This is a genomic window from Gammaproteobacteria bacterium, assembly GCA_029881255.1.
Classification (GTDB): domain Bacteria; phylum Pseudomonadota; class Gammaproteobacteria; order S012-40; family S012-40; genus JAOUMY01.
Genome location: JAOUMY010000015.1, coordinates 44,172 through 60,816, shown reverse-complemented (window position 1 = coordinate 60,816; position 16,645 = coordinate 44,172). Strand labels below are relative to the sequence as shown.

The following is a 16,645-nucleotide window of genomic DNA, read 5'->3' as shown; positions in this document are numbered from 1 at the left end:
GCATGTGAACGTCGTTAGTCGCATGATGAATGACTACAATCACCGTCACTCTGGCGGAGGATATTCTGTGCCGCAACGTAGTGGAGGAAACACAATTAGCTATGTTTTGCTTAGCATACTGCTAACAGCGATAGTCACCTTTGGAATATTGCAGATACTGGGAGACTCTAGCAAGAGTCATTCGTATTCAGAGCCATTTGTTAGTCGTATAGAGGTTCCCGATAAGGCAAATAACGCCGAGAATCATGTTATTCCGAAAGCTGCGACACCGACGCCGGAGGTGATTGCGGAAAAGTTGCCTGGTCCAGTCAAACAGCCTGAACCGGTCAAACAGATTGAGCCCGTTATAGTATCGGCACACCCGACAACAAAGCCTGAGATTCATGCGACGCCTAAGGTAGTACAAGCAAGACCAATAAAGGGAATGCCTAGGCCAAAAACAGAGAAAGTTAAAAAAGCGCTCGCAAAGAAAGTTTCTGCAAAAACAAGTGCTGAAGATGTAGTTGTGACTAGTAATCAGTCGGAAACCGATGGCGTGGTCGAAAAACGAGTACACGAGCTATCCAATCCACAACTGGCTCAACAAACCTATGCGGCTGCGTTGCGCTTGATACGAGATAAAGATTATCGTAAGGCAGAAGAGTACCTGAATTCGGCACTTAAATTTGACGCCAGACACAAGGACGCCAGAGAAACACTCGCAGGTATGTTAATCAGCCAGCAACGTAACGATGTCGCGATTACACTATTGTCTGACGGTATACAAGCGATGCCAGACTATTTTCGTTTTCGGGAACTGCTGGCGCAGTTGTATTTGACGATAGACAATCAGGATGATGCCTTGGACTTGATCGAGGATACGCCTCGTAAATACCGTGATAGCGCAGAGTATCACAGTACCTTGGCGGCGGTGCAGCAGAGCATAGGTGAATATCGAAAGGCGATTAAGTCTTACACACTCGCGATCGAATTTCAGCCAAATGAGGGGCGATGGTGGCTAGGTATTGGCCTGTCCCATGAATTTGAAGAACAATACGCCGAAGCCGAAAAGGCATATACACGTGCTGCCGAGATCGGAAAGTTCAGTCCTGACGTGAGAAAATATATTCAGGATAGGCTACACACGGTCAGGATGTTTCTCACCGCGGCCAATTAAATATCAAGCCTACGAAAAACTAGACAGGCGTTTGTTCCACCAAATCCGAAACTGTTCGAAAGCACGCAATCCAATTCAATATCAAAGAGAGTCTGTGTGACGATCTTTGTGCTTTGAGTTTCCGGATCAATCGTATCGAGATTGGAGGAAGCGCAAATAAAATTGTGCTGCATCATAAGTAAGCTGTAAATCGCCTCATGTACACCTGCCGCACCTTGTGAATGACCAGTGAGTGACTTGGTCGAGCTGATATAGGGTAGATTTTCATTGAAGATTTGTTTTAGCGCACGTAGTTCTTGCGCATCTCCAATTATTGTTGAAGTGGCATGAGCGTTTACATAGTTCACCGGACAATCAAGTTTTCTAAGCGCCATCTTCAGGCAGCGCTGCGCGCCTTCGCCAGAGGGTGCAACCATATCAACACCGTCAGACGTTGCTCCATAACCGACGACTTCACCATAGATTTTCGCACTGCGCGCCTTCGCGTGTTCGAGCTCTTCCAATACAAGTATTCCACCACCACCCGAAATAACAAATCCATCTCGCTGTGCATCAAACGGACGTGAAGCGAGAGTAGGAGAGTCGTTATAGTTCGACGAGAGTGCGCCCATGGCATCAAACAAAACGGTAAACGTCCAATCGATTTCATCACCACCTCCAGCAAACATCATATTTTGTTTGCCTAATTGGATGAGTTCAACAGCATTGCCAATGCAGTGTGCGGAAGTCGCGCAGGCAGAACTGATGGAATAGCTCACGCCTTTTATTGGAAACAGTGTTGCCAAATTAGCTGAACTCGTACTCGACATGGCCTTGGGGACTTGAGTTACACCTACGCGCCTGGCTCCCCGCTGTCGGGCAATGTCTGCGGCACTCACTATTGCGCTGGTCGACGGTCCGCCTGAGCCGACGATTAGCCCAGTCATATCATTGCTAATCTCCGCTGGTGTCAAACCCGCATCGTCTATGGCTTCAAGCATGGCCAGATAGGAATACGCCGCCGCGCCACCCATAAAGCGTCGTGTCCGCCTATCCAGTACCTCTTCGATATCGAGCTTAATCGAGCCTAGCACTTGCGAGCGAAACCCGCGCTCCGCATATTCTTCAGACCTTACGACGCCGGATCGTCCAGTCTTTAAGCTCTCTTCCACCTCGTGTTTGTTGTTTCCGATGCTTGAAACGATACCCATACCGGTTACCACCACACGCCTCATAGGTCATCCTCTGAAAAAAAGTCTGGCAAGTCATGCTAGTTCAAAATAATATATGATCAAGGTCATATTTAGAGGGTGGGGTAAAATGCCATACACAGGAGAGCACAAGCAGCAGAGTCGACAACGTATATTGGAGAGTGCTTATCGTTTATTCTCGTCCAGAGGATACGATAATGTTTCTATCAATGAGATTATGAACGAAGCCAGTATGACACGCGGGGGGTTTTACGCCCACTTTGAAAACAAGTCGGCTCTATACCAGGAATCCATACGCTATGCCGCGAGTGTGAGTGGGCTTAAGCAAAATAAGCCGGAAAGTGTCGATGGTGAATCCTGGATACATACTCTGCTCGAAGGCTATTTGCATAAACAAAATCTGGATGGTGAATGTCAGTGCCCACTCGCGTCACTGGCGACCGATGTAGCAGTTAGAGACCCACAAATTCGCAAGGCCTATACAGAGACGTTTAAAGGTATGAATGCGATTATTCAAAAATATGTCGATACGTATTCCGATTGCGAAAGACAGGGAGTTATGGCGACAACCGCCATGATGATTGGGGGACTCGCAGTCGCCCGTGCCTTGAACGACAAACGACTCGCTGAAGAATTGCTGGAAGCATGCAAGCAAGAGGCGATTAATATGCTCAATGGCGCGACTATCGAGGATTTACTCGTCGAAGATTAAGCTTGTTTTTTTCTCAAGAGCTTGAGATGTATTGAGTCTTGTTGTTATGGCATGAACCACGAAATCAACCGTCAGAGTCTGGCATTGTGTATTCGGGATCAAATCCATCTGTGTCGTCTTCGTCCAGACGGCGAGTACTATTGGTTACCTTCCAGCTCAAAGCCTTCTCTATCGGTCCAAACATCATCCCGGCGATATCTTTACCCGTGGCGGTTTCAATACCTTCCAGTCCAGGAGAAGAGTTGACTTCCAATAATAACGGACCTTTTTCCGAACGAATGAGATCAACACCTGCCACCTGCAGTCCAAGTATTTTTGCAGCCTTGACCGCCATTTTTTTCTCTTCCTGCGTGACCTTTACCACGGAAGCCGAACCCCCTTGATGAAGGTTGGCGCGGAATTCACCCGGCGCGGCCTCTCTCTGGATTGCAGCGACAACTTTTCCGTCGATAACAAAACAGCGCAAGTCTTTGCCTTTTGCCTCTTGTATAAACTCTTGTACCAGTAAATTCGCTTTGATAGCTTTAAAGGCATTAATCACGCTCTCTGCCGCCTTTTTTGTTTCGGCCAAGACCACGCCACGTCCTTGCGTACCTTCGAGCAGTTTGACGATTAGCGGAGCGCCGTCGACCATTTCGATCAAATCACCCGTGTCGATCGGCGAATTGGCAAATCCCGTAGTAGGAATTCTCAAACCATTTTTTAACAAAAGTTGTAGCGCATACAATTTGTCCCGAGACTGGGAAATCGGCGCAGAAGAATTCACAGTGTAAACGCCCATACTTTCAAAGTGCCGTGTCAATGCACAGCCATAAAACGTCATGCTTGGGCGTATCCGAGTTATCACCGCATCAAGATCGTCAAGCACAACGCCGCCACGGGTGTGTACTTCAGGCGCGTTGGCGTCGAGTTTCATATAACACTGGGCGATATTCAGAAAAATCATTTCATGGCCGCGCTGTGTGCCGGCTTCCAGTATGCGTTGATTGCTGTAAAGTTCAGGATTGCTCGCAAGCAAGGCGATTTTCAAACCCTGCTTAGGTTTTTGAGGTTTGCCATATAAAACGTCGACTTCTTCTTCTGTCTTATCACCCAGCAGAAAGCTTTCCGATGGATCGACAAGAACGCGATTTTCCATCGCTTCGCGGCCAAGCAACATGCGATAGCCCATGGTATCGCGGTTGGCCAGCGTCAGCTCTATCACCCAGCTTTGACCGCCAATACCCATAGTGGTATTGATTACATAGCGTTTGTCAGTCTGGCCGCTGGAACTTTTGATGATGCGTCGATCGATGACAGGTGCTTCTGTACGCACGGTGACTTTGCGATTGTGTTGCAACGGGTGTATGTCAAAACTAACCCAGTTTCTGCCGTCACGCTTAAAACTATGAATATTGAATGCATGGATGGATGACGTTTTTGCGCCGGAATCCACGCGGACTTTTATGGCCGGAACCCCCAGCCCTGGAAAGCTACACCATTCCTCACTGCCAACAACGATTTTGTCATTGAGCATAATTGCGTCTCTTTAAACCACCGAGCATGAAGCGAAACTCGTGTTTAAAATATCTTCTATCATGTCCTGACGCGGGTTATTGATGCTGAATCCGATGTAAAACTTCCGCTCTATGGTGGGCGCATCGAGTACTGGAAAAATTTCTTTGGTATCGATATAGGGTTGTATCATTTCGCGCGCGAGATAGGCGCTACCGCCGTATCGGACAATTTGGTCCAGAGCCAGTCGGCCCAGATTGACGCGTAGGGAAACGGTCGCCATATTCGGGAACAAATTGGCATGGGAAGTGGTAAATTCTGTTCCCCAATCGACAAGAATATAATTGTCTTTTTCGACAGCTTGCTTGGCGGTCAGATTTGCTTCGGTGGCCACCATCACAAATTCAACTTTGCCGCATTCAAAAAGTTTGATCTGATTGACTCGCGGGGCATCGAAGAAGAATCCCATATCAACCGAGCCTTCTCTAATCCTGGTAATGATTGAATTACTGTCCAGAGCCTCGGCGCGTACAGCCAGATCCGGGCGACTTTCTCGTAGCTTTCCAAGCCAGGAGATTAAAACTGTGTCCCACAAGCTATAGACGCCGCCTATACTCATAAGCGTTTTACTTTCGTCCTCTAGCGCAGTTTCCTGTCGGGCAATATTCCAAAGAGAGACGATGCCCTCGGCATGACGTTGAAAACGCACTCCAGCAGGGGTCAACTGAATGTTGTTTCGGTCGCGGGTCAGGAGTTTGACTCCTAGTTGTTCTTCCAGATGTCGAATGCGGGCGCTAACAGCAGATTGGGTAATGAACAGGGATTGTGCGGTCTTGCCGAAATGCCGACTGCGACACAGCTCAAGATAAGTACGAATGAAAGTGATATCCACCGCGTAAGTCCACTCTACTAGAAATTTTGTTTATCTTTACAATTCATTATTTTTTTTAATAGCCTCGAGCTATATATAGGTGTTCGGGTGTTGCGGTCAACAGAAATTTGTAAAAGCCCCCGTTTTTAGTCGTTTTTCGCTCTTTAGAGATTTTATGTTTGAACTGGCGTCGCCAGGAATATTTAGGAATCAGTTGACGAGTCTGATGGGGGGATTCCGGTTTCCTTAATTACCGCCTTTTGCAAAATCATGGTATTCGGATAGGTAATTATCCGGTCGCCATTGCGGATGATGACGTGAAACAAGGTAATCTCTTCGACGATGCCGCTGATGTCGTCGTCCTTGTCGACGACGGTAATTCGGTCTCCTACACGATAAGGGAAGGAAAAAAAGATGATCAGGCTGGCGGTAATATTGCTGAGAATAGACCATTGCGCAAAAAGCGCTACGCCGGCAACGGCAAAAACAGAGGACAGAAAGACGGCTAATTGGGAATATTGAATTCCCCAGAATAAGAGTAAGAAGAATATAAACAGAACACCCAGTGCGAGATTAATTGTACGGACAACATATTTAATCCGATAGGTATTCACTTGTTTCACGGCGCCAACGCGCTCGATCGCTGTAGAAACCAGGCGCGTACTCAATAGATAGCCCGCGATGATAAGAATCGAAATGAAAATTTTCATGATATTACTGCATACATTTTAATTATAAGCAGATACTACCCCACAAATTTGTAATTGAACATGTCGTCAAATCAATACGCCTGGTTAAAATACCCGGCTAAATCAAAGCCGGGTATTTGCCATAAAGAAACTAGCAACAGCCGGGTTTAGCGACGGGTTTTACTGCTTCTATGCTTGCCGATACCACATAATCGGTTACATTGTGTTGCGGCGCCCAGTCTTTAATGAATTCCTTTGATTCATCTTTCGGCGCGATGCGAACATTCTTGAACCCGGCGTCTACTATCATCTGGTGCAATTCGTCTATCAGTGACGCATTTCCCATGCATCCGGCGATCAACAATGGGTCATTTCGCATATCTTCTGGCAAATCCGCGGTTGCAACTACGTCTGAGATGGCCAGTCGACCGCCAGGTTTTAGAATTCTATAGGCTTCATCGAATACACGTTGTTTGTTGGGCGAAAGATTAATGACGCAGTTTGAAATAATGACATCGGCACTGTCGTTGGCGACGGGCAGGTTTTCAATCTCGCCAAGACGGAATTCCACATTCGAAAATTGGCCCTTAAGCGCATTCGCTCTTGCCTTGCTAATCATGTCTGGTGTCATATCAACACCGATGATACGGCCAGTTTCACCGACCTCCGCCGAAGCAAGAAAACAGTCGAAGCCGCCGCCTGAACCCAGGTCAACAACAGTCTCTCCTTGTTGTAAGGACGCAATGGCGCGCGGATTGCCACACCCCAGGCCCATATCGGCACCTTGTGGAACGCTGGCCAGATCAGATTCGCTATAACCCAGTCGCGTCGAAATCAACGTATTGAGGGCACTGTCGTCGGACACGCCACAGCAACTGCCTTCTATTCCAAAAGACCTGGTGTCATTGCTGGCGTTAGCGACTTTGCTATAGGCCTCGCGTACTTGCTGGCGATGGCCGTCGTGTTCAATTTGGGATGAGGGCGAGTTCTTGGGTGAGCAACAGTCATTCATCTGGAATTTCTCCTTATTTGACTACAAAAAATGTACTTAGATGTTGTAATACCGCCGGTTCGACCCAGCATTCGACAAACTTGCCTTTTCTCTCCATATGCACCAGTCCAGCGCGATTAAGCTCTTTCAGATGGTGGGAGAGAGTAGATGGCGAGATATCAACTCCCTGGCCGAGTTCTGAGACACAGTAGCGAACTGCCTCCTCTGTACTACAGCGGGTGCCAGGCTCGCAGCAACTCATCAGTCGTCTGAACAGCTGGAGTCTATGAGGATTGCTCAAGGCCTTGAACATCTCGGCTGTTTGCTGAGGATTAGTTTCATAGTTCGACATGTTTCGAACTATAGAACTATGGGTGTGATCGGTCAAGCCGTTATTTTGTCAGGTATATCAAAGAAAGACGGATGAGATCTGCCGAATAGAGGAGGGGTTGCAATAAATTGCATAGGAGGCGTAAGCAGGCAATAGGAAGGAATTATCCGGCCTTACGCTGTTTTATCCAGTCGATCAGGCGCTCGGGTTTCATCGGCTTACTGATGTGGTAACCCTGGGCACAAGGGCAACCCAGAGACTTGAGTGTCTCCCACTGCTCCCTGGTTTCAACCCCTTCGGCGACCGGAGTTAATCCGAGACTATTGGCAAGCAAAATCAATGAACGCACGATAGCGCTGTCGCGCTCACCGTCAATAATGTTGTTTATAAACATACGGTCGATCTTGATTTCATCGATATCAATATCACGAATAAATTGAAACGAGGTATAGCCTTTACCAAAGTCATCGACGCTGATGCGATATCCGCTGTTGCTCAAGGCTCGCAACACTTTACGTGCGGTAGCGCCGCTAGAAGACAGCGTGGTCTCGGTTATTTCGAGCGAGATTTCCGAGGGTGAAATCCGATGCTTGGCACATTGCGCATTCATCCAGTCTGGAAATAACTCATCATCGAGATTGCGCGCGGAGATATTGAGTGAGACGGGAATGTTTAATCCTGCGGCCTTCCATTTTTGAAGCTGTTTAAGCGCCATGCAGGTGATATAGCTGGTCACGTCCTGTATAAGCGTACTGCGTTCTGCGGCTTGTATAAACGTATCGGGCGGGACGATTCCTAATGTTGGACTATTCCAGCGAGCAAGCGCTTCGACGCCGATAACACGGTTGTCGTCGAGGTTTATCTTGGGCTGGTATTCCAAATATACCTCGTCTGTGGCCTTGAGCGCATCGAACAATAGCTGACTTAGTGGAACCGAGTCGGTATGTTGGCCGTCATCGATTTCGTTATACACCACATAATTGCGTGATGATTTCTTCGCCTTATACATGGCTTTGTCCGCATTGGAGAGCAGGCTGCTGGCGTCTTTTCCGTGTTCGGGGTATTTGGCGATACCCAAAGAGGCGCCGATCTGTACAAGTCGATTATTGACAAGAAATGGTTGGGAAATGGCATCCAGTATTTTCTCGGTGCAATGCGTCGCGTTGGCCAGGTTCCTGGTGTCGCGTAATATGCATACGAATTCGTCACCGCCGAGCCTGGCTACGGTGTCGCTCTTACGCATCACCGATTGTAAATGCTCGGCAATACACTGCAAGGCCCTATCGCCAGCCGGATGACCCATGCTGTCATTGATTTCCTTGAACAGATTCAGGTCTATCATCACCACCGAAAAACAGGTCTTGTCCCGATTCGCCATTTCGATGGCCTGTTCCAATCGATCAAAAAACAGATTTCGATTGGGAAGATCCGTGAGCGCGTCATACAAACTCATATGCTTGAGTTTACGTTGGTGTTCGATTATTTCCTGGCGCAGGCGCGAGGCATCTAGTACTGCTTCTATCGATGAATAAAGCGTTTCCGCCGAGAGATTTCGTTTCGGTAAATAATCAACGACGCCAAGCTTCAAAGCTTCGGATGCGGCCGATTCGTCACCACGCCCGGTTATCATAATGGTCGGGATGTCGGCATTTTTTGAGTCTCGAAGCTTGTTTAACACATCGACACCGGTCATATCGCCGAGCTGGTAGTCGATTAAGATAATGTCAATATCGTTTTGCAGGATTTGTTCAAGTGCCGCTGAGCCACTACTGGCATCGATAATTGCCAGGGGTAATTTAAACTTTTTGACGTATCGGTGTATGCGCTCTCTGTCAACATCGTCGTCATCGACGACCAAAAGGTGTTTTCTTTTTCGAGTGGCATTCAATGCGTCATCTTTCGACTCGTCGAGAAATGCGAATCGACTGTGTCCAAAGAATGCTTCATTGATTCGTTGTTTGGCAGAGCAGTGGTCCAGGACGATAGGGTCTTCGTCGAGGAGCCGCTTTGCGTTTTGACTAGCCATTTGAGGCCATCCTGTGTGTTGGTAAGGTAACCGCAAGTCGGTAATCCATTAGCAAAGACGCCAGTTTGCTGAACTGTGGACCTACCATTGATTTCACCATATATCCGGCGATGTTTTCCGAATAAGCCCTGGTGCGATCGCTGTCATCATTGGAAGTGGTCAACACAAAAATGACAAGTGAGCTAAGGTTCCGGTCCGCGCGAACTTCCTGCAGAAATTCAAAACCGTTCATGCGAGGCATGTTCAAATCCAGCAACACAATCAAGGGCGCAGTGACAGATTTCTCCGCATGTTTGCCACGCAATATATCGAGGGCTTCGAGTCCGTCATGCGCGGCAACAATGGGAAACGGAATGTTGTGCTTGCGAAAGCTTCGAGTCACAGATTCACATGCGACATCGTCGTCATCGACGAGCAAAACGGTGAATTCGTTTTGTGGATTCATTCAAGTTCTCTCCTTTGAAATCTTGGCCAAAAGAAGCGAAAGAGGCTACCTTTGCGCGTTTTATCGGATACGATTTCTATCGTTCCGCCGTGGGATTCGACAAAGCGTTTGCTGACTGCCAGCCCAACGCCGGAACGATTATTGGTCTCAGCGGAAAGCGATTGAAATAGTTTAAATATACGTTGATGTGCCGCCTCAGGTATCCCTGGGCCGTCGTCTTCGATCTCAAACACCGCGTAGGAATCGTCTTCTCTAACCCGGACAGAAATTTGTCCAGCGTCTTTGTCGTGGTGTTTGACGGCATTACTCAGCAGGTTTCGTATCACGGTTTCTAACGGTGTTCGATGTGCAGAAATACGCGCAAGCTTACAGTCTACGTCGAAGTGGAAGTTTTGGGGGGGCGCGATGAATTCGATGGTGTCATGAATCATTTTTTCCACATCGATGCTTTCAGGCGTGGTGCGCACTCTGCCTGCCCGGGCGTAGGCAAGCAAGTCGTCGATGAGTTTTTCCATGCGCTCAATACGCACGCCCATGCGATCGATATTTTTCTGTACTTCCTCGGGCACTTCTCCGAGGTCTTCCGTTATCCACTCGATCAGGCTGCTGATTCCGCGCAGCGGTGAGCGCAAATCATGCGAGGCAACATAAGTGAATTCATCCAGGTCGGCATTGGCCTGTTTCAGAGCGAGTTCGGCCTTTTTGCGTGCAGTAACGTCAATAATCGTCGCTACAATCGCCAGACCGTCTTCGGTTTCGATGGGACTCAAACCGACCTCGACCGGAACTTCAGAACCATTTTTATGCCGTCCGGTCAGGTCGCGATCCGATCCCATTGTACGTGTCACAGGTTTGCGCTGATAGTGTTGACGCAAGCTGGGGTGATTTTCGCGATAGCGTTCCGGTATCAAGATTTCCAGGTGTTCATTGTCCAGTTCCGCCAACTCATATCCGAAAATAGACGTGATCTGCTGATTGGCGACCAGTATCTTTCCTTGCTTGTCGATAATTAGAATTCCAATGGGAGCAGCCGCGATAATTTTACGGAAATTGGCTTCGATGCGTGTCCGTGGTGATATATCAGAGACGGTAGCGAGCACTCTCGTACCGTCGGCGGTTTGAATCGGGTTCAGGCCGATTTCCACGGGAAAAGTCGTTCCGTCTTTGCGCATGCCAAAAAGACTTCTGCCTGAACCCATGGAGCGTTTCTCCGGGTTTTGAAGAAAATTTCTTACGTGCGATTGATGACCTTGTTGTAGCGGCGTGGGAAGCAGTGTCTCTAACGGTTTTCCAATGAGCTCTTCTTTCTTATAGCCAAAGGCGCCGCACAAATCGTTATTGACCTGAATGATAAGGCCGTCAGAGTCGCAAATGATGACCCCGGTAGGGAATGCGTTAAGTAGGAATTCGTCGATATCTTCGGCGAACTGATGTACGTGTTCGATCGCAACACTCACCGTTTTTCTCCTGGTTTGCAAACCGGGGACTAGATAAATAACCGACAGCTGTACTGGGGTAAAGTGAGTATCGGCATATGTGTGACTTTAGTCAACAGCGTACAACCCAGGTTTTACAAAGGGAAACAAAGCACCAGAAAGTGATAGTGGACGATTGCAGAAATAGGCGGGGCTTGAGAGATGTTAAACTACTATGGTGCAAAAGCGCCGCGCTACAAAATACAATGGGAAACATTTCGCCTTTGAAAGATGACATGCTAACTATCAGGCATTTGGGTGCGCGTTGGTCAGAACTGATGAACAAAGATTGAGTGCATGCAGAAATTGAATTCGCATAGATGTCATATGCCGAATGTGGAAGCTTAGCAGGGAAACTTACACGCGCTAAATGTCGCGCAAACTGAAATAGACGCTCGCCAATGGGCAACAATATAGAGCTTACAGCTAGAAGCCGTATATCGCACCCAGCCGTTTAGGTGTTATAACATAGCAACTCGCGGAACGTAGGTTTTCCTGTGCCGCGACCCGAATTAGCAAAAGGATATGCAACATGAGCATTCGCGCGGCTATAGAATCTAAACTCGAGGCACTTGGGCACGTCATTTTCGACAAGCGATACGTTGTCTTGCCGATTATGTTGGTTCTGGTTGGTGGCTTGTTGTCTCAGGTACCCAAGATTACCATCGATACCTCGAATGAAGGTTTTCTCCACGAAGACGATCCTATCCTTATTCAATACAATAATTACCGCGCGCAATATGGTCGGGAGGAAATGATACTCCTGGCGATAACAGCGCCAGACATTTTCGATATGGTCTTTCTCGAACGACTGCGTGATTTACATCGAGAACTGGAACAGACAGTGCCACATCTGGATGAGGTAAACAGCTTGATCAACGCCCGTAATACACGCGGCGAAGGAGATCGACTAATCGTCGAAGATTTGTTCGAGGACTGGCCCAAAGACCCACAGTCGTTAAACGTGATAAGACAACGGGCGTTGGCGAATACCACTTATCAGGATTTCGTCTTATCACGGGATGGTAAGGTAACCACGATTGTTATCCAGACTCAGGCCTATTCCAGCATTGGCCAGAGTGAGAACGTGATGGAAGGGTTTGACGATAGTGATGCCGCGACCGGTAAACCGGGCAGAAACGAAGAAGGAAATTCTAAGCCAGTTTTTTTAACAGACAAGGAAAACAGCGAGGCAGTAGCAGCCGTTCGCGAAATTGTCGAAAAATATCGCGCAGATGACTTCGTCGTTTATATTGCCGGCGTACCTGCCGTCATCGATAAATTGAAGCGTTCGATGCAAAAAGATATGCAAGGCTTTACCAAGCTCGCTTTACTCATGATCATCGTCGTCTTGTTTTTTTTGTTCCGTCGCTTGTCCGGGGTATTGCTGCCGCTTGTTGTAGTGATTTTGTCTCTGCTGTCGACGATTGCCCTGATGGCGGCCAGCGGTACGGCAATAAAATTGCCGACGCAGATATTGCCGTCCTTAATATTGGCGGTTAGCGTCGCGGCCTCGGTGCACTTATTGGCAGTGTTCTATCGCAACTATCATGAAACGGCGAATAAACGTACGGCGATAGGTTACGCCATGGGACATTCTGGTCTGGCGATCATCATGACGAGTAGTACCACAGCAGCAGGCTTGCTTTCATTTGCTGCGTCGGAGGTATCGCCGATTTCTGATCTGGGCCGTTTCGCGGGGGCAGGGGTAATGTTGTCACTGATCTACACGCTGATTCTGGTGCCGGTAATGATCGCGGTTTTTCCGATTAAGCATCGCGGTGGTAAACGTGAGACGGCCAATCATCCATTAATGGATAATTTTCTCCAGGCCCTGGGGCATTTTTCCATTCGTCACGCTAAGCCGATCGTCGCCTTCGGGCTGGTATTAATGGCAATCGCTGTTGTAGTGGTGATGGATATTCGCTTCAAACACGACCCGTTAAGCTGGCTTCCGGAAGAGTGGGAGATTCGTCAGGCGACGGAACTGGTGGACACCCGTATGGGAGGCAGTACCACGGTCGAAGTGGTAATCGACACGGGTAAGGAAAACGGGTTATATGAGCCATCGATTATGAACCGACTAGAGCAGAGCCATGCGCGCTTAGTCGGATTGCAATATGGTGAGCACCAGGTAAGCAAGGCTGTTTCCGTCGTCGATATTTTAAAGGAGAGTAATCGTGCCTTGCATGAAAATAACGAAGCCTTTTATCGCGTACCTCAGCAGCGAGATCTGATCGCGCAGGAATTGTTTTTATTTGAAAATTCAGGTTCGGATGATTTGGAGAATTTTGTCGACAGCCAGTTTCAGCAGGCGAGAATTACGCTCAAGGGGCCGTGGACTGACGCAGGAACTTCCGCTGAGGCAGTGAGGAAGGAAACTCAGATATTGCAGGAGATCTTTGGCGACGAGGTAAGCAGCTATGTTACCGGGATGAGTTCGCTGTTTGTCAGAACGCTTGATGCGGCGATAAAAAGTACACGTGACAGCTATCTGATTGCAGTCGCGGTAATTACGCTGATGATGATTATGCTGTTGTCCGACCTGAAGTTGGGATTGGTGAGCATGATTCCAAACCTCTTACCCATTGTGATCGCCTTGGCCGCTTTGTCGCTAATGAAAATACCGCTGGATATGTTCACAATGTTGGTCGGTTCGATCGCCATTGGACTTGCTGTGGATGACACCATACACTTTATGCATAATTTTCGGCGATATCATCAGCGTTATGGTGATGTAAAAGTGGCCGTTGAGCATACCTTGATGACGACAGGACGTGCAATTGTTGTCACCACAATTGTATTATGTCTGGGATTTTTCGTTTTCATGGCAAGTGATATGCACAATGTTTTTCGCTTCGGTGCGTTGGTGGGTGCAACCGTGTTGTTGGCATTGCTGGCGGATTTGATGCTAGCGCCAGCGCTGATGCAAATCATGTATGGAAAGCAGAAAAATCAGAAGTCACCAGGCCAGGGTTAAGCAAATACAGGAATTTGGAGAGTCAGGATGCAGATGAAATATAAGGCCGTGTTGGGTAGCTGTGTTTTGTTTTTGATTTTCTTCCCCGGTGTCGTATTGGCAGATGATGCCAAGGCCAGGGAGATTATGCAGAAAGTTGAAGACAGGGACGATGGTGACAAGCGTCGTTCAAGCATGCAGATGATACTGATCGATAAACGCGGCAAAGAGCGCGTCCGCAGTACCGTATCGTACTCGCGGGATCAGGGCAAGGATACGCAAAGCATTATATTCTTCGAGTCGCCAGCGGATGTCGAGGGAACCGGTTTCCTGACCTACGACTACGACGATGAGACCAAGGACGATGACCAGTGGCTTTATCTACCGGCATTGAAGAAGACCAAGCGCATCGCCGCCAGTGACAAGAGTGGCTCCTTCATGGGTTCGGACTTTAATTATTCCGATATGACCTCACGCGCTTTGAATGAATACGATTTTACTCTCAGCAAAGAAATGGAAGTCAATGGGGATAAAGTGTGGGCGATAGAGGCGGTCCCGCGCAGTCAAAAGACGATAGATGAAACTGGCTATAAGAAGTCCCTTATTTTGGTTCGCCAGGATAATTACGTCGTAATACGCGCCATAAGCTGGGAAAAAGATGGTGGTCGGATGAAGTATCTGGATGTCAAGGAACTCAAAAAAATAGACGGGATTTGGACGCCACTTGAAATGCATATGACAACAAAACAAGGCAAGCAGACCTTACACAAGACCATATTGAAGTTCGACGAGGTCAAATACAATCAAAATATGGATGACAGCATGTTTTCTACGCGTCGTTTGGAAAAAGGTCTCTAAATTTTATGCAGAGATGGGGGCTGGGACTATTGTGTTTGTTTTTATCCTTCACCCAGGCGTGGGCGTTGAACAATATCGACGAGTTGCTGAGAGGCTTTGAAGAGCAGGCAGAAGAGGCTGCGCAAGAAGAAGTCAGTGAAAAACCTGGTCCGGAAAAGACTGATATTGACGCGTTGATGGATGGATTCGGCAACGAAGAAAGCGTAGCCGTCACGCCAGAAACACCTTCACGTATGCCGTCGTGGCTTTCCTTTGGCGGCTATAGCAGCTTCAGTGCGAGCATAAACTACCAGCACGATAAACCGGCGAGCGGGAAGACAGATTTCCGCGGCCTGTCTCGCGCTCGTCTAAAAATATTACCTGAGGTAAAAATCGATTTACCACGAAAGTGGGATGTATTTACCAGCGGAAGTGGTTTTTATGACGGTGCCTTTCGCTATAACGGTCGTGATCAATATGCGTCAACTTATCTAGATGTATCGGAAACTGAATTGGAGCTGCGCGAGCTGTGGGTACGCGGTGCGATAGCCAAAGTTGTCGATATTAAGCTTGGTAGGCAGATCGTGGTATGGGGAAAATCCGATAGCCTGCGCGTGGTTGATGTCATCAATCCGCTCGATATGCGTGAACCCGGTATGGTGGATATCGAGGATTTACGTTTGCCTGTAGCGATGCTGAGAGGGGATTACTTTCAGGCTCCGTGGAGTGTGACAGCGCTGGTGATACCGGAAATCCGTAGCAATAAGTTTCCCGGGGAAGGTAGCGACTTCTTCCCGGTACCGTTTCCCCTTCCGCCTGAGAAACGCCCTGAACACTGGCGCGATAGCGAATTTGCGTTGGCAATATCGGGCGAGTTTAGTGCTTGGGATTTATCCGTACATTTTGCTAGCGTCTACGAAGATCAAGCACATTTCAAGCTTAGTAATGCAAGTCTCCAGCGAGCGTATTCACGCGTCAGTATGGGCGGAGTTGCCACCAATCTGGTAGTGGGTAGTTGGCTGATTAAATCAGAATTGGCGGTGTTCGATGGAATACAGTTTTTCAACACCGGGGACAACAAGTTTTCCCGTGGTGATTTAATGGCAGGTGTTGACTACTCAGGCATCAATAATCATATATTTTCTGTCGAAGCACTGTGGTCGCATTTGTTTGATTATCAGCCAGCCTTGATTCAGGCGCCAGATGACAGGGAAGAAGAAGCTGCACAGATTGTGTTTCGCTATACCGGAAATTTCCTGCGCGAGACATTGCAGATTGTTGCTCTCGGTTCCGTATTTGGTCTTAAGGCGGAGGGGGGCGGATTCTATCGGGTATCGGCTAAGTATATTCCGATGGATGCATTGTCTGTTTCGGCAGGTGTTATTGCCTATCAATCAGGTGACAGATTGTTTCTCGATGCAGTTGCGCGCAATGATCGCGTGTTTGGAGAAATACGCTATGATTTCTGA

14 protein-coding genes are annotated in these 16,645 nt (G+C 48.1%); 5 read left to right on the top strand and 9 right to left on the bottom strand.

The features are described from left to right. The first annotated feature begins 4 nt into the window (after positions 1 to 4). Positions 5 to 1,156: a tetratricopeptide repeat protein gene (locus OEZ43_19900; GenBank protein ID MDH5547848.1), complete on the top strand. Its 1,152-nt coding sequence runs from the start codon at positions 5 to 7 to the stop codon at positions 1,154 to 1,156. Here OEZ43_19900 and fabB read toward each other — a convergent pair. Beyond that, on the bottom strand, positions 1,153 to 2,370 hold the full coding sequence (gene fabB, locus OEZ43_19895) for a beta-ketoacyl-ACP synthase I (GenBank protein ID MDH5547847.1): 1,218 nt from the start codon (positions 2,368 to 2,370) through the stop codon (positions 1,153 to 1,155). The genes OEZ43_19900 and fabB overlap by 4 nt on opposite strands. An 85-nt stretch (positions 2,371 to 2,455) precedes the next feature. On the opposite strand from fabB, the gene OEZ43_19890 reads away from it, so the two are divergent. Next, positions 2,456 to 3,058, top strand: coding sequence for a TetR/AcrR family transcriptional regulator (locus OEZ43_19890; GenBank protein MDH5547846.1), 603 nt, complete (start codon positions 2,456 to 2,458; stop codon positions 3,056 to 3,058). A gap of 64 nt (positions 3,059 to 3,122) precedes the next feature. On the opposite strand, the gene rimK is transcribed toward OEZ43_19890, so the two are convergent. The 8 genes from rimK to OEZ43_19850 all read right to left on the bottom strand — a co-directional run bounded on the left by rimK (position 3,123) and on the right by OEZ43_19850 (position 11,362). Continuing rightward, positions 3,123 to 4,574 (bottom strand): 30S ribosomal protein S6--L-glutamate ligase, encoded by a 1,452-nt coding sequence (gene rimK, locus OEZ43_19885; protein MDH5547845.1) that lies wholly within the window; start codon positions 4,572 to 4,574, stop codon positions 3,123 to 3,125. Between the two features lie 12 nt (positions 4,575 to 4,586). Next, on the bottom strand, positions 4,587 to 5,444 hold the full coding sequence (locus tag OEZ43_19880; protein ID MDH5547844.1) for a LysR family transcriptional regulator: 858 nt from the start codon (positions 5,442 to 5,444) through the stop codon (positions 4,587 to 4,589). 182 nt (positions 5,445 to 5,626) lie between these two features. Further along, a complete protein-coding gene (locus OEZ43_19875; protein ID MDH5547843.1) occupies positions 5,627 to 6,133 on the bottom strand; it encodes a mechanosensitive ion channel family protein in 507 nt (168 codons plus the stop codon). A gap of 130 nt (positions 6,134 to 6,263) precedes the next feature. Continuing rightward, positions 6,264 to 7,124: an arsenite methyltransferase gene (locus OEZ43_19870; protein ID MDH5547842.1), complete on the bottom strand. Its 861-nt coding sequence runs from the start codon at positions 7,122 to 7,124 to the stop codon at positions 6,264 to 6,266. Positions 7,125 to 7,137: 13 nt separating this feature from the next. Then, positions 7,138 to 7,455, bottom strand: coding sequence for a metalloregulator ArsR/SmtB family transcription factor (locus OEZ43_19865; protein MDH5547841.1), 318 nt, complete (start codon positions 7,453 to 7,455; stop codon positions 7,138 to 7,140). Between the two features lie 142 nt (positions 7,456 to 7,597). Continuing rightward, a complete protein-coding gene (locus OEZ43_19860; GenBank protein MDH5547840.1) occupies positions 7,598 to 9,460 on the bottom strand; it encodes an EAL domain-containing protein in 1,863 nt (620 codons plus the stop codon). Further along, positions 9,453 to 9,905, bottom strand: coding sequence for a response regulator (locus tag OEZ43_19855; GenBank protein ID MDH5547839.1), 453 nt, complete (start codon positions 9,903 to 9,905; stop codon positions 9,453 to 9,455). Before OEZ43_19855 ends, OEZ43_19860 begins: the two co-directional genes overlap by 8 nt. Then, a complete protein-coding gene (locus tag OEZ43_19850) occupies positions 9,902 to 11,362 on the bottom strand; it encodes a PAS domain-containing sensor histidine kinase (GenBank protein ID MDH5547838.1) in 1,461 nt (486 codons plus the stop codon). The genes OEZ43_19855 and OEZ43_19850 overlap by 4 nt, the downstream gene beginning before the upstream one ends. A gap of 550 nt (positions 11,363 to 11,912) precedes the next feature. Here OEZ43_19850 and OEZ43_19845 point away from each other — a divergent pair. The 3 genes from OEZ43_19845 to OEZ43_19835 are packed head-to-tail and all read left to right on the top strand — an operon-like array spanning position 11,913 to position 16,645. After that, positions 11,913 to 14,360, top strand: a complete 2,448-nt coding sequence (locus OEZ43_19845; GenBank protein MDH5547837.1) for an efflux RND transporter permease subunit — start codon at positions 11,913 to 11,915, stop codon at positions 14,358 to 14,360. A 27-nt stretch (positions 14,361 to 14,387) separates the two neighbouring features. Next, a complete protein-coding gene (locus OEZ43_19840; GenBank protein MDH5547836.1) occupies positions 14,388 to 15,197 on the top strand; it encodes an outer membrane lipoprotein-sorting protein in 810 nt (269 codons plus the stop codon). A 5-nt stretch (positions 15,198 to 15,202) separates the two neighbouring features. Continuing rightward, the gene (locus OEZ43_19835; protein ID MDH5547835.1) at positions 15,203 to 16,645 is read left to right on the top strand and encodes a DUF1302 family protein; all 1,443 of its coding nucleotides are present in this window, start codon (positions 15,203 to 15,205) and stop codon (positions 16,643 to 16,645) included.

Coding starts and splice junctions, on each gene's coding strand:
- fabB (MDH5547847.1), bottom strand. CDS start 2,370: ATGAGGCGTGTGGTGGTAACCGGTATGGGTATCGTTTCAAGCATCGGA.
- OEZ43_19890 (MDH5547846.1), top strand. CDS start 2,456: ATGCCATACACAGGAGAGCACAAGCAGCAGAGTCGACAACGTATATTG.
- rimK (MDH5547845.1), bottom strand. CDS start 4,574: ATGCTCAATGACAAAATCGTTGTTGGCAGTGAGGAATGGTGTAGCTTT.
- OEZ43_19875 (MDH5547843.1), bottom strand. CDS start 6,133: ATGAAAATTTTCATTTCGATTCTTATCATCGCGGGCTATCTATTGAGT.
- OEZ43_19870 (MDH5547842.1), bottom strand. CDS start 7,124: ATGAATGACTGTTGCTCACCCAAGAACTCGCCCTCATCCCAAATTGAA.
- OEZ43_19865 (MDH5547841.1), bottom strand. CDS start 7,455: ATGTCGAACTATGAAACTAATCCTCAGCAAACAGCCGAGATGTTCAAG.
- OEZ43_19860 (MDH5547840.1), bottom strand. CDS start 9,460: ATGGCTAGTCAAAACGCAAAGCGGCTCCTCGACGAAGACCCTATCGTC.
- OEZ43_19855 (MDH5547839.1), bottom strand. CDS start 9,905: ATGAATCCACAAAACGAATTCACCGTTTTGCTCGTCGATGACGACGAT.
- OEZ43_19845 (MDH5547837.1), top strand. CDS start 11,913: ATGAGCATTCGCGCGGCTATAGAATCTAAACTCGAGGCACTTGGGCAC.
- OEZ43_19840 (MDH5547836.1), top strand. CDS start 14,388: ATGCAGATGAAATATAAGGCCGTGTTGGGTAGCTGTGTTTTGTTTTTG.
- OEZ43_19835 (MDH5547835.1), top strand. CDS start 15,203: ATGCAGAGATGGGGGCTGGGACTATTGTGTTTGTTTTTATCCTTCACC.